This window comes from Fervidicola ferrireducens, assembly GCF_001562425.1.
In the GTDB taxonomy this organism is placed as follows: Bacteria; Bacillota; Thermosediminibacteria; order Thermosediminibacterales; family Thermosediminibacteraceae; genus Fervidicola; species Fervidicola ferrireducens.
Map to the genome: position 1 here is coordinate 44,239 of NZ_LOED01000012.1, position 21,315 is coordinate 65,553.

At 45.1% G+C, this 21,315-nt stretch carries 27 protein-coding genes and 2 tRNA genes; 19 read left to right on the top strand and 10 right to left on the bottom strand.

What is annotated here, in order from left to right; genetic code table 11:
• Window positions 1–5: 5 nt before the first annotated feature.
• The 6 genes from AN618_RS06030 to AN618_RS06055 are packed head-to-tail and all read left to right on the top strand — an operon-like array spanning window position 6 to window position 6,171.
• Entirely contained in the window at window positions 6–1,112 is a 1,107-nt protein-coding gene (locus AN618_RS06030) for a protein-glutamate methylesterase/protein-glutamine glutaminase (RefSeq protein ID WP_066353220.1), read from the top strand.
• Window positions 1,090–1,671: a HEAT repeat domain-containing protein gene (locus AN618_RS06035; RefSeq protein WP_066353175.1), complete on the top strand. Its 582-nt coding sequence runs from the start codon at window positions 1,090–1,092 to the stop codon at window positions 1,669–1,671. The genes AN618_RS06030 and AN618_RS06035 overlap by 23 nt, the downstream gene beginning before the upstream one ends.
• Before the next feature lie 20 nt (window positions 1,672–1,691).
• On the top strand, window positions 1,692–2,495 hold the full coding sequence (locus tag AN618_RS06040) for a CheR family methyltransferase (protein WP_066353177.1): 804 nt from the start codon (window positions 1,692–1,694) through the stop codon (window positions 2,493–2,495).
• A gap of 16 nt (window positions 2,496–2,511) precedes the next feature.
• The gene (locus AN618_RS06045) at window positions 2,512–2,883 is read left to right on the top strand and encodes a response regulator (protein ID WP_066353179.1); all 372 of its coding nucleotides are present in this window, start codon (window positions 2,512–2,514) and stop codon (window positions 2,881–2,883) included.
• A 12-nt stretch (window positions 2,884–2,895) separates the two neighbouring features.
• Window positions 2,896–5,256 (top strand): chemotaxis protein CheA, encoded by a 2,361-nt coding sequence (locus AN618_RS06050; protein WP_066353181.1) that lies wholly within the window; start codon window positions 2,896–2,898, stop codon window positions 5,254–5,256.
• Window positions 5,257–6,171, top strand: a complete 915-nt coding sequence (locus AN618_RS06055; RefSeq protein WP_066353184.1) for an Hpt domain-containing protein — start codon at window positions 5,257–5,259, stop codon at window positions 6,169–6,171.
• Window positions 6,172–6,205: 34 nt separating this feature from the next.
• Here AN618_RS06055 and AN618_RS06060 read toward each other — a convergent pair whose 3' ends face one another.
• Window positions 6,206–7,096: a selenium metabolism-associated LysR family transcriptional regulator gene (locus tag AN618_RS06060; protein ID WP_066353186.1), complete on the bottom strand. Its 891-nt coding sequence runs from the start codon at window positions 7,094–7,096 to the stop codon at window positions 6,206–6,208.
• Between the two features lie 101 nt (window positions 7,097–7,197).
• Between AN618_RS06060 and AN618_RS06065 the strand changes: the two genes are divergently transcribed.
• The 7 genes from AN618_RS06065 (at window position 7,198) to AN618_RS06095 (ending at window position 12,229) form a co-directional block, all read left to right on the top strand.
• Window positions 7,198–9,018, top strand: coding sequence for an FAD-dependent oxidoreductase (locus AN618_RS06065; protein WP_066353188.1), 1,821 nt, complete (start codon window positions 7,198–7,200; stop codon window positions 9,016–9,018).
• An 18-nt stretch (window positions 9,019–9,036) separates the two neighbouring features.
• Window positions 9,037–9,627: an alpha/beta fold hydrolase gene (locus AN618_RS06070; RefSeq protein ID WP_066353190.1), complete on the top strand. Its 591-nt coding sequence runs from the start codon at window positions 9,037–9,039 to the stop codon at window positions 9,625–9,627.
• A 238-nt stretch (window positions 9,628–9,865) separates the two neighbouring features.
• Window positions 9,866–10,174 carry a PadR family transcriptional regulator gene (locus tag AN618_RS06075; protein WP_066353191.1) on the top strand — a complete coding sequence of 103 codons (309 nt, stop codon included), beginning with the start codon at window positions 9,866–9,868 and terminating at the stop codon, window positions 10,172–10,174.
• A 30-nt stretch (window positions 10,175–10,204) separates the two neighbouring features.
• The gene (locus AN618_RS06080; protein ID WP_066353192.1) at window positions 10,205–10,831 is read left to right on the top strand and encodes an ABC transporter ATP-binding protein; all 627 of its coding nucleotides are present in this window, start codon (window positions 10,205–10,207) and stop codon (window positions 10,829–10,831) included.
• 14 nt (window positions 10,832–10,845) lie between these two features.
• Entirely contained in the window at window positions 10,846–11,625 is a 780-nt protein-coding gene (locus AN618_RS06085; RefSeq protein ID WP_066353193.1) for an ABC transporter permease, read from the top strand.
• A gap of 122 nt (window positions 11,626–11,747) precedes the next feature.
• Window positions 11,748–11,835, top strand: a tRNA-Leu gene (locus AN618_RS06090).
• Between the two features lie 169 nt (window positions 11,836–12,004).
• A complete protein-coding gene (locus AN618_RS06095) occupies window positions 12,005–12,229 on the top strand; it encodes a hypothetical protein (RefSeq protein WP_066353194.1) in 225 nt (74 codons plus the stop codon).
• A 23-nt stretch (window positions 12,230–12,252) separates the two neighbouring features.
• Here the strand turns inward: AN618_RS06095 and AN618_RS06100 are convergent, their stop codons facing one another.
• A complete protein-coding gene (locus AN618_RS06100; RefSeq protein ID WP_066353195.1) occupies window positions 12,253–12,933 on the bottom strand; it encodes a L,D-transpeptidase family protein in 681 nt (226 codons plus the stop codon).
• 68 nt (window positions 12,934–13,001) lie between these two features.
• On the opposite strand from AN618_RS06100, the gene AN618_RS06105 reads away from it, so the two are divergent.
• The 3 genes from AN618_RS06105 (at window position 13,002) to AN618_RS06115 (ending at window position 15,043) form a co-directional block, all read left to right on the top strand.
• On the top strand, window positions 13,002–13,670 hold the full coding sequence (locus AN618_RS06105; protein WP_066353196.1) for a glycosyltransferase family 2 protein: 669 nt from the start codon (window positions 13,002–13,004) through the stop codon (window positions 13,668–13,670).
• Between the two features lie 121 nt (window positions 13,671–13,791).
• On the top strand, window positions 13,792–14,817 hold the full coding sequence (locus AN618_RS06110; protein WP_066353198.1) for an FAD-dependent oxidoreductase: 1,026 nt from the start codon (window positions 13,792–13,794) through the stop codon (window positions 14,815–14,817).
• Window positions 14,810–15,043: a sigma 54-interacting transcriptional regulator gene (locus AN618_RS06115; RefSeq protein WP_066353203.1), complete on the top strand. Its 234-nt coding sequence runs from the start codon at window positions 14,810–14,812 to the stop codon at window positions 15,041–15,043. The genes AN618_RS06110 and AN618_RS06115 overlap by 8 nt, the downstream gene beginning before the upstream one ends.
• A gap of 114 nt (window positions 15,044–15,157) precedes the next feature.
• Here the strand turns inward: AN618_RS06115 and AN618_RS13505 are convergent, their stop codons facing one another.
• The 3 genes from AN618_RS13505 to tnpA are packed head-to-tail and all read right to left on the bottom strand — an operon-like array spanning window position 15,158 to window position 16,828.
• Window positions 15,158–15,502 carry a zinc ribbon domain-containing protein gene (locus tag AN618_RS13505; RefSeq protein WP_222926352.1) on the bottom strand — a complete coding sequence of 115 codons (345 nt, stop codon included), beginning with the start codon at window positions 15,500–15,502 and terminating at the stop codon, window positions 15,158–15,160.
• Window positions 15,503–15,523: 21 nt separating this feature from the next.
• Window positions 15,524–16,411, bottom strand: coding sequence for a transposase (locus AN618_RS06120; protein ID WP_222926354.1), 888 nt, complete (start codon window positions 16,409–16,411; stop codon window positions 15,524–15,526).
• The gene (gene tnpA, locus AN618_RS06125; protein WP_066353204.1) at window positions 16,412–16,828 is read right to left on the bottom strand and encodes an IS200/IS605 family transposase; all 417 of its coding nucleotides are present in this window, start codon (window positions 16,826–16,828) and stop codon (window positions 16,412–16,414) included. It abuts the gene before it with no gap.
• Window positions 16,829–16,834: 6 nt separating this feature from the next.
• Here tnpA and AN618_RS13075 point away from each other — a divergent pair, with 6 nt between their 5' ends.
• Window positions 16,835–17,014: a hypothetical protein gene (locus AN618_RS13075; RefSeq protein WP_157081644.1), complete on the top strand. Its 180-nt coding sequence runs from the start codon at window positions 16,835–16,837 to the stop codon at window positions 17,012–17,014.
• Between the two features lie 42 nt (window positions 17,015–17,056).
• Here the strand turns inward: AN618_RS13075 and hcp are convergent, their stop codons facing one another.
• Window positions 17,057–18,343, bottom strand: a complete 1,287-nt coding sequence (hcp, locus tag AN618_RS06130; protein ID WP_066353205.1) for a hydroxylamine reductase — start codon at window positions 18,341–18,343, stop codon at window positions 17,057–17,059.
• A gap of 164 nt (window positions 18,344–18,507) precedes the next feature.
• Here hcp and AN618_RS06135 point away from each other — a divergent pair.
• Window positions 18,508–18,595 (top strand) — tRNA-Leu (locus tag AN618_RS06135).
• Between the two features lie 86 nt (window positions 18,596–18,681).
• Here the strand turns inward: AN618_RS06135 and AN618_RS06140 are convergent.
• From AN618_RS06140 to AN618_RS06150, 3 genes are read right to left on the bottom strand one after another with little or no spacing between them, the layout of a single operon-like run.
• On the bottom strand, window positions 18,682–19,881 hold the full coding sequence (locus tag AN618_RS06140) for a tyrosine-type recombinase/integrase (RefSeq protein WP_066353206.1): 1,200 nt from the start codon (window positions 19,879–19,881) through the stop codon (window positions 18,682–18,684).
• Window positions 19,874–20,149, bottom strand: a complete 276-nt coding sequence (locus AN618_RS06145; RefSeq protein ID WP_066353208.1) for a hypothetical protein — start codon at window positions 20,147–20,149, stop codon at window positions 19,874–19,876. The genes AN618_RS06140 and AN618_RS06145 overlap by 8 nt, the downstream gene beginning before the upstream one ends.
• A 13-nt stretch (window positions 20,150–20,162) precedes the next feature.
• A complete protein-coding gene (locus AN618_RS06150) occupies window positions 20,163–20,381 on the bottom strand; it encodes a hypothetical protein (protein ID WP_066353210.1) in 219 nt (72 codons plus the stop codon).
• A 154-nt stretch (window positions 20,382–20,535) separates the two neighbouring features.
• Between AN618_RS06150 and AN618_RS06155 the strand changes: the two genes are divergently transcribed.
• Window positions 20,536–20,697 carry a helix-turn-helix domain-containing protein gene (locus AN618_RS06155; protein ID WP_066353215.1) on the top strand — a complete coding sequence of 54 codons (162 nt, stop codon included), beginning with the start codon at window positions 20,536–20,538 and terminating at the stop codon, window positions 20,695–20,697.
• Window positions 20,698–20,704: 7 nt separating this feature from the next.
• Here the strand turns inward: AN618_RS06155 and AN618_RS06160 are convergent, their stop codons facing one another.
• Window positions 20,705–21,145, bottom strand: a complete 441-nt coding sequence (locus AN618_RS06160; protein WP_066353216.1) for a hypothetical protein — start codon at window positions 21,143–21,145, stop codon at window positions 20,705–20,707.
• Between the last annotated feature and the right edge of the window lie 170 nt (window positions 21,146–21,315).

A 21,315-nucleotide genomic window follows, 5' to 3' on the forward strand; every position in this document is an offset into this window, starting at 1 on the left:
GAACCATGCGTGAAAAGATTCGCGTGCTTGTGGCGGATGATTCCGCCTTCATGCGCAGGTGCCTCTGTGACATACTTGAAAGCGATGGCGATATAGAAGTAATCGATACAGCTAGGGATGGTCAAGAAGCTGTTGAAAAGGTCCTGAAGCATCGACCTGATGTCGTAACTTTGGACATCAATATGCCCCGTATGGATGGGCTCACCGCATTGCAGTATATCATGGCCCTTTCTCCTTGCCCTGTTATAATCATCTCTTCTCTCACTACCGAGGGGGCCATGACTACATTCGAAGCTTTGGAATTGGGTGCCTTCGACTTCGTCGCGAAGCCGGGAGGGACGGTTTCCCTTGGCATAAAAGAAATAGGAAGGGAAATCGTGGAAAAGGTAAAAGCTGCCTTTTTGTCAGCTAGAAAGCCAAAAAGCGGGAGGTTGTTGAGAGAAAAAACCTTAGAGAGTAGAAAGAGCGGGCCATCGGGGAGGGGAAAAGACATATCAGCGCCGAAAAATGTGGGAGAAATAATTGTAGTAATTGGGGTTTCCACCGGTGGCCCCAAAACGTTGATGGAAATTCTGCCGCGACTGCCCGATGGGTTTCCAGCTGTCGTCTTGGTAGTGCAGCACATGCCACCGGGCTTTACCGAATCTTTTGCCAAGCGACTTGATCAATGCTGCAGTTTGCCCGTGCGGGAGGCGGTGGATGGCGCAAAATTAGAACGCGGGACGATTACGGTGGCTAAGGGTGGTTGGCACCTGCTGGTAAAAAGGGATAAAAGTTCAGGCTTAATGGCGAGCCTTTCACAGGAGCCTGAAGATGCCCTTTACAAGCCTTCGGTAAACGTCACCATGAGGTCCGTAATCGAGAGCGTTGAGGGCAAAAATATAATAGGTGTGCTTCTCACGGGCATGGGGGACGATGGAGCGGATATGATGGTGGAGATAAAAAGAAGAGGGGGATTTACGATCGCAGAATCGGAAGAGACCTCGGTGGTCTTCGGCATGCCGAAGGCGGCAATAGAGCGAAAGGGAGCGGATATTGTAGCTCCATCTTACAAAATTGCCGACATTATTATAAAAAGGGTGAACGAATGTGTTAGAGGTCAAGATAAGTGAATTGGCGGAACAGATGAAAAGTGGAAAAAGCAAAAATGAACGCATACAGGCGGCGCTTGACCTTGGGAGTATCAAGGCGAAAGAAGCCGTGGATGTCCTGGTAGAGCAGCTTTTAGTGGAAGAAGATGAAGTTGTGCGGGAAGCGATAGTCACGTCGCTTATAAAGATAGGGGATGAATATGTGGCAAATCGTGCTGCAGGGCTTCTAGAAAGCGAAGATGCTTACGTTAGAAATGCGGGAGTAGAAATACTCTCGATAATAGGCGAACCTGCCATCGAAATACTGCAAAAGATGATAAACCATCCCGACAGGGATGTGAGGATTCTGGCAGTAAATGCGCTAGGGGAAAGCCATATAAGAGAAACAATTAGGTATTTGCGCCGCGTGATAATGGAAGATGATGACGAAAATGTGGTGGCATCGGCGATAGAATACCTGAGTGAGTTGGGGTTTGAAAAGGAAGATAAAGAAGTTGTAATGAAGGCTGCAAAAAGATTTTCAAGTCCCTTTTTCCAATATACAGTAAAATCCGCAATTGAAAAAATGGCGGATTTATAAGGTTGAAATGAGGTGCAAAAGTGACGGCGGAGGAATTCATAAAACTGAGGGACTTTATATACAGGAAGACCGGGATTTATTTTGAAGAGCGAAAAAAATATTATGTTGAAAGCAGAGTGGAAGATCGAATTAAGGCTACGGGGCACGATAACTTTAGGAGCTATTTCACATGGCTGAGGTTTGACGTTACGGGTAAGGAGCTTCAGGAGCTCATAAACGCCCTTACGGTCAACGAAACGTATTTTTTTCGAGAATACTATCAGCTGAAGTGCTTCGCCGAAGAAATACTGCCCGAAATCGTGGAGAAGAAATCCAGCATCAGGGTGTGGTCTGCAGGGTGCTCCACCGGAGAGGAACCGTATACACTGGCGATAATAATGGAGGAGATGTTGGAAGGTATAAGTGGAGTTACGTGGGAAGTCCACGCCACTGACATAAATACGGAAGTTATAGAAAAGGCAGAAGTAGGCTTGTATTCTCAGCGGTCCGTCCGGCTTGTACCCGAGGAATATAAAATGCGCTATTTCGTGGCGAAAGGCGAGTTTTACGAAATCGTGCCGGAGGTCAAGAAAAAAGTTAAGTTTTACCAGCTAAATTTGATGGATGCCACCGCTATGAGAAAAATGAGCGGTTTTGATGTGATTTTTTGCAGGAATGTGTTGATCTACTTCGACGATGCTTCCAGGAGACAGGTCGCCCTTTACTTTTACGAAGCTCTGACAGAGGGCGGTTATATATTTTTGGGCCATTCGGAGTCGATGAGCCGTATAACTCCTATTTTTAAACTGCGTCGGTTTAAGAATGCATTTGTATACCAGAAATGAGGTGATAAAAAGAATTATGAAACCCCGGGTATTAATTGTGGATGATTCTGCCGCGGTCCGAGGCTTTCATGGCTCGATACTCCGGAATGCGGGGTTTGAGGTAGAAGAAGCCGCTAACGGTTATGAGGCACTGGAAAAATATTTTAAAAACAGATTTGACCTTCTGCTAGTTGACGTGAATATGCCCAAAATGCACGGATACGAGCTTATAAGGCAGATAAGACAGCAGCATCTTTCCGACTTTGTTCCTGTGATCGTCATATCCACCGAGTCGGGAGAAAATGACTATTTGGAAGCCTTCCGAGCTGGAGCCAATCTTTATTTAGAAAAGCCTGTTGATCCGATTTATCTACAGCTTTCCGCGAAGATGCTGACAGGTATTAGGTAGGGATGGGAAAAAATGATTAGTGGAGAAAAAAGCTTTGTAAAAGCTGCAAAAGAACTTCTTGGCAACATAGGCTTTTTGGTGCTTGCCCTGGAAAATGCGGATGAAAAAGATAAGGCAGCAGAGCAAATTTTAGGCAGATTGGATAATCTGTTAGAATTATGCAGGTCATATGATTTGGAAGAAATAGGTTCTGTGGTCGAAGGTTTAATAAAATTGACAAAAGAAGTGGCTTTGCGGGAAAAGACCATTGATGCTGACCTTAGCGATTTTATGCTGGACGCCTTTGAGAGGCTAATGAGTTTAGTAGAAAGTGCGGAAAAAGAAGGACTTGAGACTTTAAAGAAACCAGGGCTAAAAGAAATTGAAGATAAAGTATACGACTTTTTGAATAAGATGGATAAGTTGCTTTATATGCCTGTAATTCATACAGACGATATGCTGCACACGATTTCGGCAGAGAGGAAAAAATTTTTGAGGGAATTGCTGCATAAAGGCGGTGACGTATACGAGGTATCGCTGCAAACAGCTGGTCCCGGTGCAATGGAGATTGACGTAATTGATATTTTCTGCAAGCTGAGGGAAATAGGGGAAGTTGCCCATATTGCTGCTGACCCGCGGACATTGCCTTCACTTCAAGATTTTGATCCTTCTAATCCCTTTATATCGCTGAATTTTATTGTCGTTACCGACAAAAGCGCCCAGGAAATAGAAGAAGCGATTTGGGAAACAGCAGGATCGGAAAGTAATATCAGGGTGCTGGTATCCCCAGTATTTCCGGATGCGGTTATGGAGCTTTTAGAATCAGAAAATGGTCCTGCGTCTATTTCTGCCGGAGGAGATAAAGTAAACGAAGTGCTCGATTTAATCATTTTCCAGCAAGAAATGTTCTACCAAACCGCCGAAACGCCAGAAGAACGGCGCGCAAGGGGAGATATGGTTATAAATGTGCTGCAGAAGGTTGCAGAATACATGGGGTGGATTGCAAAAGGAGAAAGCTTAATCGAGGCGCTTAAGGCAAATAGCACGATATGGCCCGAGAGGTTTTCAATGCTCATTGGCCGGATAATTGAAGGTGAGGAGAAACCATTTAAAAAGGAGCAGGTTAATTTCACCAAACCGCCGGTTATAGAAAAGAAGGGAGAAAAGATTTCTGCGAAAACCAGAGATGGTGAAAATAACAGTTCGGAAGGCGAAATTACAAAGACATTAAAGGTAGAGCAGGCCAAAGTGGACGAACTTATGAATCTCGTCGGAGAACTGATCGTGGTGAACAATGGTCTCTCTTATATGATAAGAAAAGTTGAAATGAAATACGGTTTATCGGAAATAACAAGAGAGTTGAAAGAACGCCAGGTTTTGCTGAATAGAATAGGAAAGGATTTACAGGATTTAGTTATGAGCTTGCGGCTTCTTCCTGTGCGGTATATCTTCGACCGTTTCCCGCGAATGGTTCGCGAAATCAGCAGAAAGTTGAATAAAAAGGTGCGCCTTGTCACCGAAGGTGAAGAGACACAAATAGATAAAAATATCGTAACGGCTCTTTACGATCCGATGCTGCACATTATAAGAAATGCGATCGACCATGGCATTGAAGAGCCCAAAGAGAGGCTAAAAGCCGGCAAGCCCGAAGAAGGCACGCTGATTCTCAGAGCTCAGCGAATAGGAGATAAGGTCGTGGTTGAAGTCAAAGATGACGGGCGCGGTATCGACCCAGATGTTATACGGGCTAAAGCGGTTGAAAAAGGGTTTATATCTGCTGAAGAAGCAGCCGGGATGAAAGATGATGAAGCCTTAGAACTTTTGTTCATACCAGGTTTCAGCACTTCAGAAGGTGTAACCGAACTGTCCGGCAGAGGGGTGGGAATGGACGTAATCCGTGATACAGTTAGAAAACTGGGTGGCAATGTGCGCGTGGTTAGCAGGGTAGGAATAGGAACTTCTGTATTTATGGAACTGCCTGTGACGATGGTGACATCGAAGGTATTGCTCGTTACCGTGCAGGGCCAGCGTTACGCTTTGCCACTCGAGAGTGTGCGCGAGATGGTGAAAATCAAAGCACTTGATGTAAGAAGGATGAAGGGGAGAGAAGTAGTTGTCCTCAGGCAGGAGGTAATGCCGCTTTTAAGACTGCGGGAGTTTATGGGACTTCAAAGTGATAAAGATAAAGGGTATGAGAATGAAGAGTATCCGCTGGTTGTGCTAAATAGCGGCATGGCGGTTGTGGTGGATGAATTTATTGGTGAGCAGGAAATTATAATAAGGCCGCTAGCTGAAGAGCTTTCTTCTGCCACGTGTTTTTTAGGTGCAGCCATACTGGGAGATGGAAATATTGTCCTTGTCCTGAATCCTGAAGAACTGGCGGGAGGAGTTTAAATGGAATGGAATTACCTTGATGCATATATCGAAGAGACGGGGGAGCAACTTTCTAGATTGGAACAACTTCTTCTGGAATTGGAAGAAAAACCTGAACAATCGGATGTTCTCAATGAGATTTTCAGGATTATGCACACATTAAAAGGCTCGTCGGCTACTATGGGTTTCAGTGAAGTTGCAGATTTCAGCCATAATTTAGAGAGCCTTTTTGATAAGCTTCGAAAAGGTGAACTTGGTGTTAATGATGAACTGATAGATTTCTTCTTTGAATGCCTTGACGCTCTTAGAAAAATGATCACTGCAGCGATTAAAGGGGAAGTTTATGATGGCAATGCAGCCAAACTGGTAGATATTATAAACAACTTAATACATACAGGCTCAAGCGGAGAAAATATCAAATGGCAGGTATTGGTGAGGATAAACAGTGACTGTATGATGAAAACTGCTCGCGCCCTGGTAATAGTAAAGTATCTCGAGGAAATGGGGAACATATTGAGCATTGATCCTCCCCTTGACGTTTTAATAAGAGAAAAACTCGAATGTGAAGAGATATCAGCGGTAGTTGAAATTCAAAGGGACATTGAAGATGTCGTTTTGGGACTGAAAAATATACCGGATGTTGAAAATGTGGAAATAAGACCGGTTTGTCGAAATGAGGCTGATGTGAAAGATGTGAAAGATGTAAAAGATGTAAAAATAAATTTGAGCATGCAGTATAAATTAGAAGACCTCAAACGCCTAAAAGAAGCGTTGATGCGTGCTGATGTAGTAAAGCTCGAATTTGGCGAAAAGTCCAATATGAGTCTTGCGCTGCTGCAGCTTATACTTGCTGCACGCAGAGAAAACAAAGTGATTCGCTGCGAAAAAGGCGGAGGTCCTGTTGCCAAAATGTTGAAGTTGATGGGTGTATTTTAATCAGTTTGCGGCTGCGAGTTATGCCTCGCGTCCGCTACTTTATATTGCTGCTAAAGTTATAAAGGTGTCTTATAAATTCTTCGAACAGATTCGATTTAAACTTGTCTTTATGATAAATGATGCTAAACTTCCTTTCAAACCTTATATTTCCAATGTCAACTTTCACGAGCCTGCCGCCTCTTATCTCCTTTTCCACAGCCAGCCTGGATATGACCGAAACGCCTATATTGGCTTCGACGGCCTTTTTTATGGCCTCCGTATTGGTAAGAACGTATTTTATTCTGTACCTCACATTATTTCTCGCCATGGTCTCCTCAAAGACTTCCCTCGTCCCGCTTCCCTTTTCTCGCATGATTATATCCTCATTTTCAATCTCTGCGGGGCTGATGCTTTTTTTCTCCGCCCACCTGTGGTTTTTTGAGCATACAAGATATAGCTCATCATCTATATAAGGTATTACAACAATCTCCCTTGAGTGGACCGGCCCTTCGACAATGCCAAGGTCTATAGAATTGTCAGATATCAGCTTTTCTATCCCTGCGGTATTGTCAATCGTAAAGTAGACGTCGACACTGAACCTTTTCCTGAACTCGCCGATTATCTCCGGGAGCAGGTAAATTCCCACCGTTGTACTGGCTCCTACCCTCAGCCTTCCCATCCTCATGTTCCTCACATCATCAAGAGTACTCTCTGCCTCCTTGACAAGATTGAGTATCCGCCTTCCGTAACTATACAGGATTTCTCCCGGATACGTGAGGGTAAGCTTCCTACCTATCCTGTCAAAGAGTCTGACCTGGAGTTCTCCCTCCATCTGCGATATGGTCTGGCTGACGGCGGGCTGGGACATATAGAGCTTTTTTGCGGCAGCAGACATGCTCTTTAACTCGCAAACGGTCACGAAGATCTCTATATCCCTAAGGGTCATAACGGTCACCTCATATAACCGTAAAGTTATCAGTTTCATAATATCATATTATTTTACTAATAATAAAGTAAGATGTAGAATTTATCTTGGAGGTGATATAAATGCTCTTCACTGAAGGCAGTATCGGCAATATGGTGTTGAAAAACCGCATTGTTATGCTGCCTACCGTAACCAATCTGGCTTCAGGCGGTTGTGTAAGCGACAGTGAACTCGGTTATTACCGGAGAAGGTCCGCCGATGCCGCACTTGTAATAGTAGAGGCAAGTTATGTAAACGAATTCGGCAAGTTCTTTAAAAATCAGCTCGGCATAGAAAACGATGACAGGATAAAGGGGCTTTCCAAATTGGCCGGGGTCATACACGATAACGGCGCCAGGGCAGGTATACAGATTGCACTGCACAATCCCAGATACAGGCCATCTGACTTTACGCATGAGGAAATAAAAGGCTTCGTTAAAGATTTTGCTAAAGCTGCTGCTAGGGCAAAAAAGGCAGGATTCGACCTGGTCGAACTTCATTTTGCCCACGGCTGGCTGGTAAGTCAGTTTTTGTCTGCAAACCTAAATGCGCGGCAGGATGAATACGGCGGGAGTTTGAAGGGAAGGGCAAGATTTGCGCTGGAAATTTTAAAAGAAGTGAAAGAGCAGGTGCCGGATATTGTCGTTACGTGCAGGATAAACGCTGACGATTTTACTCCCGGAGGCCTTGACATTAGTGAAAGCATAGAAGTAGCAAAAATGCTGGAAGAAAGTGGAGCCGACGCCCTCAGCATCTCTGGCGGCATAGGTGCTAATGCCGAATACCACATAGCACCCATGTCCCTTGAAGATAGGCCACTCATTTCACTTACAAGGCGGATAAAGGAAAACGTCAAAATCCCAGTTATTGCTGCAAACAAGCTGGGTAGAGCAAAAGATTGGGAAGATATTCTCACAAGCGGTGCGGCCGACTTCATCGGCATAGCCAGGGGGCTTATAGCAGATCCGGACTGCATAGGTAAGCTGAAAGACGGCCGGGAAGATGAGGTAAAATACTGCGTCCACTGCAACCAGGCCTGTATCGCGTATATATTGAATGGATCTTCTGTATCGTGCCTGATGAACCCGGAAGTGGGAAGGGAAGAGGATTTCAGGGTAAAAGCCGAAAGGCCCCTTAAAATTGCCGTGATAGGCGGAGGCCCAGCCGGAATGGCTGCCGCATCTTACCTTGCCAGAAAAGGCCACCGGGTTGACCTTTATGAAAAGGAAACAAAGCTGGGCGGGCAGTTGAATGTAGCGAAACTCCCCCCGTACAAGCAGGAAATCGGGCGGGTGGTGGAGTACCTGGAAAAGGATCTTTTAAAATACGGCGTAAACATCTTTCTCGGGAAAACAGTTACGGTCGACGAAATCGAAGCGAGCGATTACGACAGGATTGTAATAGCTACCGGATCAAAGCCGGCAAATCTCAAGATCACCACGGACAAAACGCCCTTTTTGGCCGTCGATGTACTTGCGGGCAACATCCCGCCTGGTAAAAGGGTTGCTGTAATAGGCGGAGGACTTACTGGCCTTGAAACCGCTGAATATCTGGCAGAGAAAGGAAAAGAAGTGACAGTTCTAGAAGCACAGGGCGATGTATTATCGAATCTTTTCCCGATGCTGAAAAGACTCATCCTTGAGAGGCTCAAAAAGCATGGCGTGGAAATAAGGACGAATACTTCTGTTAAAAAGTTGGAAGGCGGAAAAATCATCTGCGATTCGACCGAAGGTGAAATCAGCATTGAAGTGGACGACATGGTGGTGGCCATCGGAAATGCGCCCGATGACACTTTCAGCAGGCTTCGGGGGGATGAACGGTACTTCTTCATAGGTGACTGTAAAGGTGTAGCAACTGCGGTAGAGGCGATAAGAGACGGTGCCGAACTTGCATTAAAAATTTAGAAAGAAGCGGTGAGGAAAATGGATATTAAGGAAGAATATAAAACCATTCGGGGAGCAAGGATTCATTATCTAACGGGCGGTGACGCTAAAAGTCGTGATAAGGTGATACTCCTTCACGGGAAGCGATATACCTCTCAAGACTGGAGACAAGTCGGGATTATGGAAAAGCTTTCCATGAAAGGATTCCATGTAATAGCCCTCGATCTTCCGGGATACGGAAAATCGGACCCCCTGGAAGGGGAAATGGAAGACTTTCTGCTGGAGTTTTCTGACGAATTAAAAATTGAAGAGTTTCACCTGGTCGGTCCGTCCTTCAGCGGTGAGATTGCTTTAAAGTTCGCCCTGAAGTACGGCCACAGGCTGAAATCGCTGATCCTTGTAGGCAGCATAAACGTGGAAAGATATGCGAACAGGTTGAAAGATATAAATGTGAGGACCTTAATCATATGGGGGGAAAAAGACGACATCGCCCCCTATGAATTCGCCCGGCTTCTCAAAAACAACATACGGGGAAGCATACTTTATACTTTTCATGAACTTGGGCATGCCTGTTACCTGGAATGCCCCGAGCGATTTGTCGATATCCTGACCGAATTTTTATCCGGCTGAAAATTTAAAATCCCAAATTTCATTTAGTGAACTAGTGCATGTTTGTAAGTTCGCAGCCATATAGGCCGGCGAGAGCATCTCTTGCCGCCGATTTTTTTTGCTTTCCTGCCAAGCATGTCAGCTCATCTCTTCGACGGATTTAAATCATGCCCTATCGGATGACCTTGCAATGTGTTGAACTAAATGTTATTATAATATCGTAGAACGATATCGATAATAGATATTGAGGTGAATGAAAATGAAGGACAGAATCTTACGGAAATTTTTTCTCGGCTTTATTCAAGTCCACATACTACATCACGCCAAAAAGGAACCTTTCTTCGGTTCGTGGATGATAGAAGAACTCAAAAGGCACGGGTATTCCGTAAGTGCAGGAACACTCTACCCTATACTCCACAATATGGAATCCTGTGGTTTATTGAAGAAGGAAGATAGAATTGTCGAAGGAAAGGTAAGGAAATATTACTCCATCACTGAGAAGGGAGACGAGATTTTGAATGAAGTCAGAAAAAAAGCTTACGAGCTTTTCAATGAAATAAAAGACTGACATTCAAGTTTCATGGAGGAAGGATGTAACATGTTTCGTCTGCAGGAAGTTAAATACAAAGATATACTTTACATTAAAAATCTATTTATCCCAAAAGGCAAAATAACCGCGATAGTAGGAGAAAGCGGAAGCGGGAAAACCACGCTGTTGAGGTTATTAAACAAACTCATAAGTCCCACATGCGGGAAAATATTTTATAACGGAAAGCCGTTAGACGAGATAAATTCCATTGAATTAAGAAGAAGTGTGGTCATGCTACCCCAGACTCCTCCAATTTTTGCCGGCACCGTCAGGGATAACCTGCTTATAGGCTTGAAGTTTTCAGAAAAACCAATTGTTGGAGATAATAAACTGCTGGAAACTTTGAATATGGTGCATCTAAACAAACCCCTTACAGAAGATGCGGAAAAATTATCGGGTGGAGAAAAGCAGCGATTGGCTCTTGGAAGAATCATATTAATGGACCCCGAAGTTTTTCTGCTGGACGAACCTTCATCCGCTCTGGATGAAGATACAGAAAAAGCGGTTATGGAAAATTTGGTTCGGTATACAAAGGCAAAGGATAAGACACTTATTATGGTTACTCATTCCACGAAAGTTTCAGAGGTTTTTTCCGACATTATAATTGAAATAAAAAAAGGAACGGTTGCAGGCTAAGGAGGGGAGTGAAAATGAAAGACGTGATCGAGCTTCAAATTTGGCAAATTGCTGCAGCTTACATTTTCGTCGTCATTTTGCTGGCAATTGTTCGAATAAAAGGTATTCCAAGAGAAAAAGAAATAATAATTTCTACCGTGCGAATGACATTGCAGTTAATTTTAACAGGTTACGTCCTTGTTTATATCTTCGACAACAGCCATCCTCTATACACAATAATCATTACCGGCATTATGGAAGTATTTGCAATTAACAATATTTGCAAGCGGACAAAAACGAAACTTGCACCAAAAGTAAAAAGAATTATTGCCTTTTCGATGATATGCGGTACGCTATCCAGTCTTATGTACTTCATACTCGTTGTGGTTAATCTGTCACCATGGTATGAACCGAGATACTTTATCCCAATTGCTGGAATGATTATTGGCAACTCGATGACGGGAATCTCGCTCGGCGTAACAAAGCTTGTTGATGGTATGACCGCCCAGAAAAATCTGATAGAATCAGCATTGATGCTCGGTGCAACTCCCAAAATGGCAGCAAAACAGGTTGTCGACAGTGCATTTGATTCTGCAATTCTCCCAACAATCAATTCTATGGTGGGAATGGGCATAGTGTTTTTACCGGGAATGATGACAGGTCAAATTCTCTCGGGCACTTCCCCTGTTACCGCTATAGAATACCAAATAGCGATCATGCTCGGAATACTTGGAAGCGTAACACTGACGGTTATTTTATTTTTACACTTAGGGTATAAAGCTTTTTTTAACAAAGAGCACCAGCTGGAAATATAGTGCCAACACCTTCTACTGGTATCAATATCTTTATAAAAATGCGTCAAGCATCAATGAAAATGTCAGGTAAAAAGCTCTTGAATTATAATAAAGAGTGTGGTAATATAATAATTGCAATTTGTGCCGAAGTGGTGGAATTGGCAGACGCGCTACATTCAGGGTGTAGTGGGCGAAAGGCCCGTGTGGGTTCGAATCCCACCTTCGGCACCAGAAAAAAGGCGGTTTCCAGAGAGCTCCGGAAACCGTTTATTTTTTTATAAATATGAACTTCTAACAAACATCAAACAGGGAATACTAACAATTAATCAGAGATTCAAAGTAATTAAAGAATATTCTCTCCAGAACTAGCTCATAATTAATAAAAAAAGGAGAATTAGAAATGACACCTTCCATACAGAATATCGAAGATGTAGAAAGGGCAATAAGCGTTATAAAGTCTTCCATAATGAAAAGGGGAGCGTTGCCGGAAAATCTGGTTGAATCAATAACTGCTGAACTTACAGTATCGAAACCTGAAATAGCATCATGTTTCCTGGATAAGCTTTTCCAAGAGTGTCCTGGAGCGGCAAAATATTTTGCAAAACATCTCAAAGACAAATTTTAAAGCGGCTAAAAAAGCCGCTTTTATTATTCGAACCTGAAGATTCCGAGGGCCCTATAAGTGGCCTCGTCAACTATGCCGGTAGCCTTAAGGCCGCTTTCCTTTTGAAAGGCCTTTACGGCTTCCCGTGTTCCGGAACCATAGATTCCGTCAAAGTTGCCGTTGTAAAATCCGTGATTGAAAAGCCTTTTTTGCACCTCCACCACATCCGAGCCCCTGCTGCCCTGGACCAGCGTCCTGAAGCCGAAGGTGAAAGGCCCGTCCACGCCTCCCACTATATAAACCTTTGTGCCCACCTTTACCCAGCTGTAAACCTCTTCCACGTGCCTGTTGTGCATCCTGATGCACCCGTGGGAAGCGAAACCGCCGATGGAATAGGGCTTGTTTGTGCCGTGGATGCCGTAAATTCCCCAGGGAACGCTGAGCCTCATCCACCGGCTGCCGAATCCCTCGCCCCATTTTGATTTTTCTGTAATCCTGAAAAGACCTATGGGAGTAGGGGTTTCGAATGTACCCACCGCTACCGGAAAGGTCTTAAAGGGCTTTCCGTCATCCAAGACTACAAGCTTCCTTTCAAGGGTATATATTACCAAAGAAACTTCGCCTTTTGGTTTTTGGCCGGAAGTATCCTGGAAGGCCTGTGAAGGTGAATAAAAAGCCACTAAAAATATAAATATAAAAGCGGTGACTCTAAGTAATTTTTTCAAAATTTCACCTCCCAGCGCTCACGGTTATATTTTGTCCTTTAAAAACGAATTGCATACGAGGGGATAAGATGCTTGTAAGCGTTGTAATTCCAGCTTTTAACGAAGAAAAAAATGTGAAATTCGTCATAAGGGAAGCAAAAAAAATTGAAAATTTAAAGGAGATAATAGTGGTGGACGATGGTTCAACGGACCGTACCGCGGAAAAAGCAGCCACCGCAGGAGCAACGGTAATAAGGCATGAAAAAAACAGGGGAAAAGGGGCTGCTCTGATGACGGGCTGTTTTGCCGCAAAAGGAGAAATAATCGTTTTTCTCGATGCGGACCTTTGTTTTAAGGCCGATGACCTGGAAAAGCTTTTGGAACCGATAAAAAAAGGAAGAGCCGATATGACCGTGGCTAAATTCCCCAAAGCCAGGAAAAAAGGCGGATTCGGGCTAGTGAAAAGTCTTTCGCGGTGGGGAGTTTATCTCATGACAGGGCAAAAATTTAATGCAGCACTATCAGGCCAGCGAGCGTTTAAGCGCGAAGTGCTGAAAAGCGTTAGGGAAATCCCGGCTGGATTCGGCGCAGAGGTCGGGTTTTTGATAGACGTGCTCAGAAAAGGTTTTAAGGTTGTCGAAGTGGACGTGAATATGAGCCACCGCGAAACGGGAAGAAGCCTGCGGGACTTTGCGCACAGGGGGCGGCAGTTTACAGACATCCTGGTCACGCTGTTGCGAAAGTTGTACGCTGTATAATATTTGATACATTCATATACATTGAAATGAACGCATTTCCTATTACTCTATTTGGCATGTTTTTTGCACTATGATGCAGGTGTAGCGTTTGGGTCATAAGTATTATAAGAGGAGGATGTCCATGCTTCGCGAAGTAAAGGTGCCCAAATTTTCATCTACAATTTCGGAAGCCACCCTTGCCAGGTGGATAAAAAAAGAGGGGGAATTTGTAAAAAAAGGTGAGCCGCTTTTTGAAATATCAGCTCTGAAGCTCAACATGGAAGTGGAATCGCCTTTCGAGGGCGTGCTGTCAAAAATAATCGTCTCTGAAGGCACAAGTATAAAAGCCGACGACCTAGTGGCATGGATTGATGTGGTCGAAAAGGATGAGTCCTCGGCTGCTAGTGCCTATGTAGTTTCAGGGGAAGTAGCTACTTACGACGTGGCAGTAATCGGAGGTGGTCCGGGAGGATACGTAGCCGCTATAAGGGCCGCACAGCTTGGAGCGCGAGTAGTGCTGGTGGAGAAAGCCCTGCTTGGAGGCACTTGTCTCAATTGGGGCTGTATACCCACCAAAGCCCTTGTGAAAAGTGCTTCAGTTTACGAAAATATAAAGCGGGCTTCTGAATTCGGATTTGAGGTTAGAGAAGCGCTCATAGATTTTAAGAAAATAATGAATCGAAAAGACAAGATAGTTGCAGCGCTCCGCAGCGGGATAGAGCAACTACTTCGTGCCAGAAAGATAGAGGTTGTAAAGGGACAGGGGAGAATTTCCTCGGCCGATGAAATCACTGTGTATGGAGAAAAAGAAACAAGAAAAATAAAGGTGGAAAAGGGCATTATAATTGCTACCGGGTCCAGACCCGCAGTACTTCCTATTCCCGGTATAGAAAACACTGGCGTGTTAAACAGCGACCAGATACTGGAGCTTGACGAACTTCCGAGAAGCATAACGATAATAGGCGGCGGCGTTATAGGCATGGAATACGCTTTCATCTTCAATGCATTCGGGGTGGATGTGACCGTTATCGAATTGATGCCCGAAATTCTCCCGAATATGGACATGGAAATATCCGCTGCGCTAAGAAATGCAGCCCTCAAGAGGGGGATAAAGGTTCATGCGTCGACGAGGGTTTCGGAAATAAAGCGGGCGGAAAACGGTGGATGAAATAGGAGAAATGCCGGTGGAAATGCAGGCGAAACTCTTGAGGTTTCTTCAGGACGGCACTTTTTACAAGGTGGGAGGCACCAAGCCTATTTCTGTGAATGTGAGAATTATAACCGCAACTAATAGGCCTCTAGAACGGCTCATCAGCGAGGGCAAACGGAGACTTGCTGCCCAGGCATATGAAGGAAGAAGCATTTTTCAGGGAGATGCCGAGAGAATCGGGTGAAATCGTCGAACTGAGCACGGCTGCAAATTAGGCTGAAAAGAAAGTGATTCAGGACAATTTAAAAAGGTACGCCTACAATAAAACCAGGACAGCCGAAGCTGTGACGTCCTCCCCTCAATGAATTGATGGGCATCCTAATACGGATGCACGCAGGGTTTTATCCCCGCGCTTCGGTTCTGCGACGCCGTGCCATCCCAAGTGGTATGACACGACCGCGGGCCGCGCCACACGGCCACTACTCCCCTTCACGGGAGATACCTTATACGCCCTCTCGTAGATGTTCAGGGCACCGTTTACGTCCGCTTGGGCTTTCCAGCCACAGGAACATACATACAGACCTCGGCGTATCCGGTTTGAAGCTACAACCTTCCCGCAGGCGTGGCAAGTAATAGACGTGCTTCCTTCATTTATGTCATCTCGCACCAGAATTCCCGCCAGCACCCCTTTGTATTTAAGCATATCAATCAACTTCCGGTACGGTCAGGCGTGCAGCCGCTGGTTCAACTGGTCTCCATAGTCAATGCTTTCACGGATTCCATTAAGGTCCCCAATGGCTATTTCCTTCACACCCCGTTGCACACATTCCGCAATAAAGTGAGATGTAGCCATGTGCATCAAGTGTTCTACCTGTTTCTTTTCCCGGCGCGCTATTTGTTTCCACCGGCGGGAATTCTGTTTGAGGTTAGCTCGTACCTTCTGCCAATATCGCCTTACAGCTTTTATCAGTTTGCCTGAATAAAGCATTACCACACCATCGTCAAATGCAGCAGCCATTAAGATGTTTTCTCCAAGGTCTACCGCTGCTCTCCCCGTCCCTTTGTTTTCGCGGGCCTTAACTTCCACCACCAGGCGGGCTTCTATTCGCCCGGAATCCTTGTCGTAGATAATGGAAAGTTCACGCACCCGCTCATATTTAACATCAGGACGGTGAGATATACGGAAAGAGACCTGTCTTACACCATCTTCCCGGTTGGTGCCCAGACTTAGAGTAACTCTGTCTCCATCTACCCCGAACCCACTTTGGACGTACTTGAGCGGTGAAAGATAGTTCTTTCGCCGGAAGCGGGGAGCCTCGTGCTGCGTGAGTCCCTTTCTCTTGAGGGCAAAGAAAGACTTATATGCTTCCCGTACTTCGTCCCGGGTGAGTTGCACTGACATCGAGTAGTACCCTTTGGCTCTAGGCAGCTCTTTTAAGATGCGGTTGAGGTTCTTTCGAGAAATATCTACTCTCCCGGTTTCCTTGTGCTCTTTCCGCAGATGCCACAAAAGCCCGTTGTAGACCTTGGTGGCACAGAACATGGCGTCCTTCAGAATGGCTTCAGTCTGCGGGTCTGCATGGATTTGGGCTTTGAGTGTAATTAGAGGCACTCATTCACCTCCCTCTGTTTTTTGAGCTTCGATGTATCGCCTGATAGTGTCGCTGGAGACCTCTCCGGCTGTACCTACATAGTAGCTTGGGTTCCATAAATGTCCGCCCCAGAGCTTTTTCTTAAGTTCCGGATGCTTCACAAAGAGCCGGCGAGCCGTGGAACCCTTTAATATTTTGGCTATCACCGCCGGAGCTATCTTAGGAGGAGCAGAAAGAAAGACGTGTACGTGGTCGGGCATAACCTCCAAAGCCAGCAACTGGTAGCCATGTTCCTTACAGAGAGTAGTAATTGCTCCCTTCAGGGTTTCGTTTACTGGTGGCAACAATACCTTACGGCGGTACTTCGTTGACCATACAAAGTGGTAATTGATGTTGTAGACTGCTGTTCCAGTTGATTTCCAAGTTTCATTCTTCATACCATTATGATAACATATTATCAAACAATTGTAAATGTTAGAGCGAGGGGGTCCGTGTATCTCCTCAATAAATTGAGGGGGATTACTGCCCCCTCGCTCTCCCCCACTTTTCTAAAAATTCCAAGAAGCACCCTTTACAAAAAGATAAAGCAGTACAACCTAGAACATCTTGGAAAAACCGAGTAGATACTATAAAAAAGGCATCTCCGTTCGGAGATGCCATATTATTTATCCGAGCATTTCGGCGAGGTCCTTTTCTACATCGCTTATGAGCTTCAGGTTGAAGTTGTCCTGGAGGACCTTCATCACTCCCGGCGTAATGAATTCGGGGGCTTTGGGGCCGATATAGATATTTTTCACTCCCAGGCTCAAAAGGCCGAGAAGTATTGCCACGGCTTTTTGCTCGAACCAAGAGAGCACTATCGAAAGGGGCAGGTCATTCACCGAACAGTTGAAAGCTTCGGCAAGGGCCGTTGCCACCTTTATCGCCGAGATGGAATTGTTGCACTGGCCGAAGTCTATATAGCGCGGGATGTTGGTTCCAGGCACGGTGCCGTAATCCACGTCGTTGAATCGGAATTTGCCGCAGGAGGTGGTGATGATAACGCAGTCCTTCGGCAAAGCTAAGGCGAGCTTCCTGTAGTACTCGTTGCCGCTGCCCGGAGTGTCGCAACCTGCTATCACGAAGAACCTTTTTATTTTTCCGGCCTTTACGGCGTCAATTATTTCGGGGGCGATTTTAAGTACCGTTTCGTGATGGAAGCCAGTCACTACCTTCTTATCGGAATCTACGTTGGCTGGCGGAAGCGACAGGGCTTTTTCGATAACGGGCGTGAAATCGTCGTTTTCGATTTTCTGAACGCCCTCAAGTCCTGCTACACCGTAGCTGAAGAAGCGGTCGGAGTACGTGCCCTTTATTGGCATTATGCAGTTGGTGGTCCCCACGATAGCGCCGGGAAACTCTTCGAAGAGTTTCCTTTGGTCGGTCCAGGATTTGCCTAAGTTCCCTTTTAGATGCTTGTATTTTCTAAGTTCTGGATAGCCGTGGGCAGGCAGCATTTCGGAGTGGGTGTAAATGTTTACGCCCTTCCCTTCGGATTGTTCGAGCAGTAATTTAAGAGCGTGGAGATTATGACCGGTTACCAGGATGCAGTGACCTTCGATTTTGTCCTGGGGAACTTCCACCGGTTCCGGGATTCCGAACTTGGACGTATGAGCCTTGTCTAAAAGTTCCATGACCTTTACTGTTGCCCTGCCTACCTTCATTGCCATATCTATATGCTCCTGTAGGTTGAAGTTGACGTTGGTCAGGGTCATGTAAAGAGCTTCCTGTATGGTGGCGTCAACTTCGGGGTCGGTAAAGCCAAGTTCTCTTGCGTGGACCGCGTATGCTGATATTCCCTTGAGTCCCAGGATGATCATATCCTGGAGGCTGGATATATCTTCGTTTTTACCGCAAACTCCGATTTTTGTGCAACCGCCTTTTGGAGTTTGCTCGCACTGATAGCAGAACATATAATCCCCTCCGTGGTATTTTTTTGTTTCAATTAAAATAATAACGCCGAAAAACTGTAAATTCTGTGATGAAAATCACATTCAGGTCTAAAACTGGACTCTTTTTTGGATTAATATGCTCTTGAATTATGGCCGAAGATATGGTAAGATAATAGTGCGGTTGTGCCGAAGTGGTGGAACTGGCAGACGCGCCGGACTCAAAATCCGGTGGCCGATGAGGCCGTGTGGGTTCGACTCCCACCTTCGGCACCAGGAATATCAAGGCTTCCGGGGTTTGTAGGAGTACCTCGGAGCTTTAATTTATACCCTTAAGTACTGCAATTTTACTGCAATCCGTTTCAACGTTGCTCGCCTTGCGTTGTAGCAGGGCCTTTTTTATTGCCTAAAAGCCCATTAAGTGACTTTGCCGCCATTTCCTGCAAGCTAGGTATTAGGTGACTGTAAAGGTCAAGGGTCATGGTTATGGATGAATGGCCTAATCGCTCTTGCACTATCTTTGGGTGGACGCCACGGGCAAGTAAAAGGGTAGCATGGGTATGGCGTAAATCATGCAATCTCACTTTAGGTAATCCAGCTTTAACTAAAAGCCTCTGAAAGTGCTTTGTGAATTCCCTCGGGTCTAAAGGGCTTCCATCTTCCTTGCAAAATACAAGGCCGTTGTCGTTATAAGCCTCTCCCATTATTAACTTTTCTTGCAATTGCCGTTTTCTGTGAGCTTTAAGCTCTCTTACGGCGTCATCGGTAAGGTATATGCTCCTCCTTCCGCTCTTGCTTTTGGTCGTTTCCTCCAAAGAAAGGCCGTCTTTAAGGGCTAGTAATTGCCTTTTCACGGTGATTATTCCCTTCTCGAGGTCTACGCAATCCCAGCAAAGGCCCAATAATTCGCCACGCCGCAAGCCGGTGGTAACTGCAAGAACATAGGCCGCAAAAAGCCGGTCATCTCTGGCGACATCGAAGAATCTTTGTAGTTCTTCCTCAGTTAAGGGCCTCATTTGCTTGTTTTGTATGGTCGGCGGGTTTGTGGAATCGGCCACGTTCCGGGCAATAAGGCCTTCCTTAACTGCCTGCTGTAAGGCCTGGCGTATAACTGCATGGAAGTAACGCACAACTCGAGTGGATAGGCCGCCTTTCCCATCGGCTCTGCCGTTTTCCAGCTTATCGTTATAAAAAGATTGTATCATGTGCGGTTGCAGTTTCGCCAGAGGAATGTTCCCTAAAGCCGGTTTTATGTGGACGTTGATTAGCATTTCATAGCTTTCGTAAGTGCTCGGTTTTAGCTGGCCCTTTTTGTAGTTCACAAGCCACTTATCTAACCACTCGCCAAAGGTCATTTCAGAAGGTTCAACATATACGCCTTGGTTAATATCCTGTAATATCTTCGCCAGCTTGTCGGCCACTTCCTTCCGGGTCTTTCCGTAAACAGTTTTACGTTTCAGCTTGCCGGTTTTAGGGTCGTAGCCAATACTTATTTGGCCTACCCATGTTCCGTCAGGCCGCTTATATATCGTTCCTTCGCCATTTCCCCGCCTTTTAGCCATTTACAGTCGCTCCTTCTAATTTGGTTATTAGCTTCTTCAATAGTCTGTCGGGCATAGTGCCAAAAATTTTAGCAAAGGCATGCGCATATAAAGCAGTATGATAGTCATCGCAACCAATCCGTCTGGCGACTTCTTTAACACGCTCCAGGGTAAGGTTCTCGTAGCGATTTATCCTGTTTTTGTCATTCAACATCTCTTTTAGTGCTGGAATAATCTCCTGTTTTTCTTTAAAAAAAAGCTCCGCCATAGTCCTTTCAAGCCTGTTCATCAGCTAAACCTCCTTAAGACGGTAATTTTACTTCAATTCCCTTTTCTTTCAGCTTCTCCACCAGCGAGTAAGCAGAAAAGCCTATTGTTTCTACATACCACTCCACCATATCTTTTGCCTTCGGGTCGTCCTTGTCTATGGCGTTCCATATCGCCTCATATATTGCGTAAGTGATGGGTATGTATAGGTCTTTCGGTATGGGAAGGGTTTTGTAAGGGGTTTGGGCAGTCATTTTTATCCCTCCTTTGTTTATTTTAGTTTAATTTGGTTCATTCTAGTTACAGTATATTACACTTCATTACACTAGTCAAGTGTTTTTGCATGTTTTGAAAAACATCGCAACCTATGGTAATATAGTGTTAAGCATTCCCTTGGAGGTGAAAACAGTGGAAAACTATTACACGCCGCAAGAAGTAGCCGAAAAGTTAAAGTTAAACATAAGGACTGTTTATAAGTGGATTAAAGAAGGCCGAATAAAAGCCGTTAAAATCGGCGATTTATGGCGTATTCCCGAATCGGAAATAAACCGTATTCTCAACATAGATTAGCCACCAGCTAGGTGGTTTTATTTTTTGAATTGTAAAGCTTCCTGCCTTTAACGCAAGGCCCTAACTCAACGAGCCCAATTTTGGGCCTGTTACTATGGTCTCGAGTTTCCCGAGGTCGTTTCAATTGCTTCCCTTTTGCTTCTCTCTTGCTTCGGTTTTTCTGCCGTTTCTCTGTCGTTGTTCTGCCGTTTTTTGTTACCTTTTTGTGCCTGTTTTGTTCGTTTTGCAACCCTCTTGCAACCCTTTTGCAACCCTTTCGTGGGTGTTCCATTGTTTCGTTTTGTTTCGCTTTGTCCCACTTCCTCTGGTCGTATGTTTTTGGCCCTGTTTTCGTCAGGTGGAAATCCCTTGAGGGTGTTATTTCCTCTCCCTTTTCTCTCTCGCTTTTCTCTCTTTGCCTTCTTTTTGCCTTCCTTTTGCCTTCCTTTTGCAGCGTTGCAGTTATCACTCCAATTGTTGCACTACACCTTGCAAGTGTATGACTAAAACAGGGCCAATGTGACTTCCCGAGTTGGAAAGGTATCCGTAAAATGGGGATACCCTAAAAATGTGCTCCTTTTTCGCTCCTTTTGTGCTCCTTTCTGTCAAGGTGTCAAGCTAATCCCTGCCAATGTCACG

What these genes read in the sequence shown, in the direction of transcription:
- AN618_RS06050 (WP_066353181.1), top strand. Translation starts at nt 2,896, where the DNA reads ATGATTAGTGGAGAAAAAAGCTTTGTAAAAGCTGCAAAAGAACTTCTT.
- hcp (WP_066353205.1), bottom strand. Translation starts at nt 18,343, where the DNA reads ATGTTCTGCTATCAGTGCGAGCAAACTCCAAAAGGCGGTTGCACAAAA.
- AN618_RS06080 (WP_066353192.1), top strand. Translation starts at nt 10,205, where the DNA reads ATGTTTCGTCTGCAGGAAGTTAAATACAAAGATATACTTTACATTAAA.
- AN618_RS06085 (WP_066353193.1), top strand. Translation starts at nt 10,846, where the DNA reads ATGAAAGACGTGATCGAGCTTCAAATTTGGCAAATTGCTGCAGCTTAC.
- AN618_RS06110 (WP_066353198.1), top strand. Translation starts at nt 13,792, where the DNA reads ATGCTTCGCGAAGTAAAGGTGCCCAAATTTTCATCTACAATTTCGGAA.
- AN618_RS06065 (WP_066353188.1), top strand. Translation starts at nt 7,198, where the DNA reads ATGCTCTTCACTGAAGGCAGTATCGGCAATATGGTGTTGAAAAACCGC.
- AN618_RS06105 (WP_066353196.1), top strand. Translation starts at nt 13,002, where the DNA reads ATGCTTGTAAGCGTTGTAATTCCAGCTTTTAACGAAGAAAAAAATGTG.
- AN618_RS13505 (WP_222926352.1), bottom strand. Translation starts at nt 15,502, where the DNA reads ATGCTTAAATACAAAGGGGTGCTGGCGGGAATTCTGGTGCGAGATGAC.
- AN618_RS06145 (WP_066353208.1), bottom strand. Translation starts at nt 20,149, where the DNA reads ATGAACAGGCTTGAAAGGACTATGGCGGAGCTTTTTTTTAAAGAAAAA.
- AN618_RS06055 (WP_066353184.1), top strand. Translation starts at nt 5,257, where the DNA reads ATGGAATGGAATTACCTTGATGCATATATCGAAGAGACGGGGGAGCAA.
- AN618_RS06030 (WP_066353220.1), top strand. Translation starts at nt 6, where the DNA reads ATGCGTGAAAAGATTCGCGTGCTTGTGGCGGATGATTCCGCCTTCATG.
- AN618_RS06140 (WP_066353206.1), bottom strand. Translation starts at nt 19,881, where the DNA reads ATGGCTAAAAGGCGGGGAAATGGCGAAGGAACGATATATAAGCGGCCT.
- tnpA (WP_066353204.1), bottom strand. Translation starts at nt 16,828, where the DNA reads ATGAAGAATGAAACTTGGAAATCAACTGGAACAGCAGTCTACAACATC.
- AN618_RS13075 (WP_157081644.1), top strand. Translation starts at nt 16,835, where the DNA reads ATGATAACATATTATCAAACAATTGTAAATGTTAGAGCGAGGGGGTCC.
- AN618_RS06075 (WP_066353191.1), top strand. Translation starts at nt 9,866, where the DNA reads ATGAAGGACAGAATCTTACGGAAATTTTTTCTCGGCTTTATTCAAGTC.
- AN618_RS06045 (WP_066353179.1), top strand. Translation starts at nt 2,512, where the DNA reads ATGAAACCCCGGGTATTAATTGTGGATGATTCTGCCGCGGTCCGAGGC.
- AN618_RS06150 (WP_066353210.1), bottom strand. Translation starts at nt 20,381, where the DNA reads ATGACTGCCCAAACCCCTTACAAAACCCTTCCCATACCGAAAGACCTA.
- AN618_RS06070 (WP_066353190.1), top strand. Translation starts at nt 9,037, where the DNA reads ATGGATATTAAGGAAGAATATAAAACCATTCGGGGAGCAAGGATTCAT.
- AN618_RS06060 (WP_066353186.1), bottom strand. Translation starts at nt 7,096, where the DNA reads ATGACCCTTAGGGATATAGAGATCTTCGTGACCGTTTGCGAGTTAAAG.
- AN618_RS06095 (WP_066353194.1), top strand. Translation starts at nt 12,005, where the DNA reads ATGACACCTTCCATACAGAATATCGAAGATGTAGAAAGGGCAATAAGC.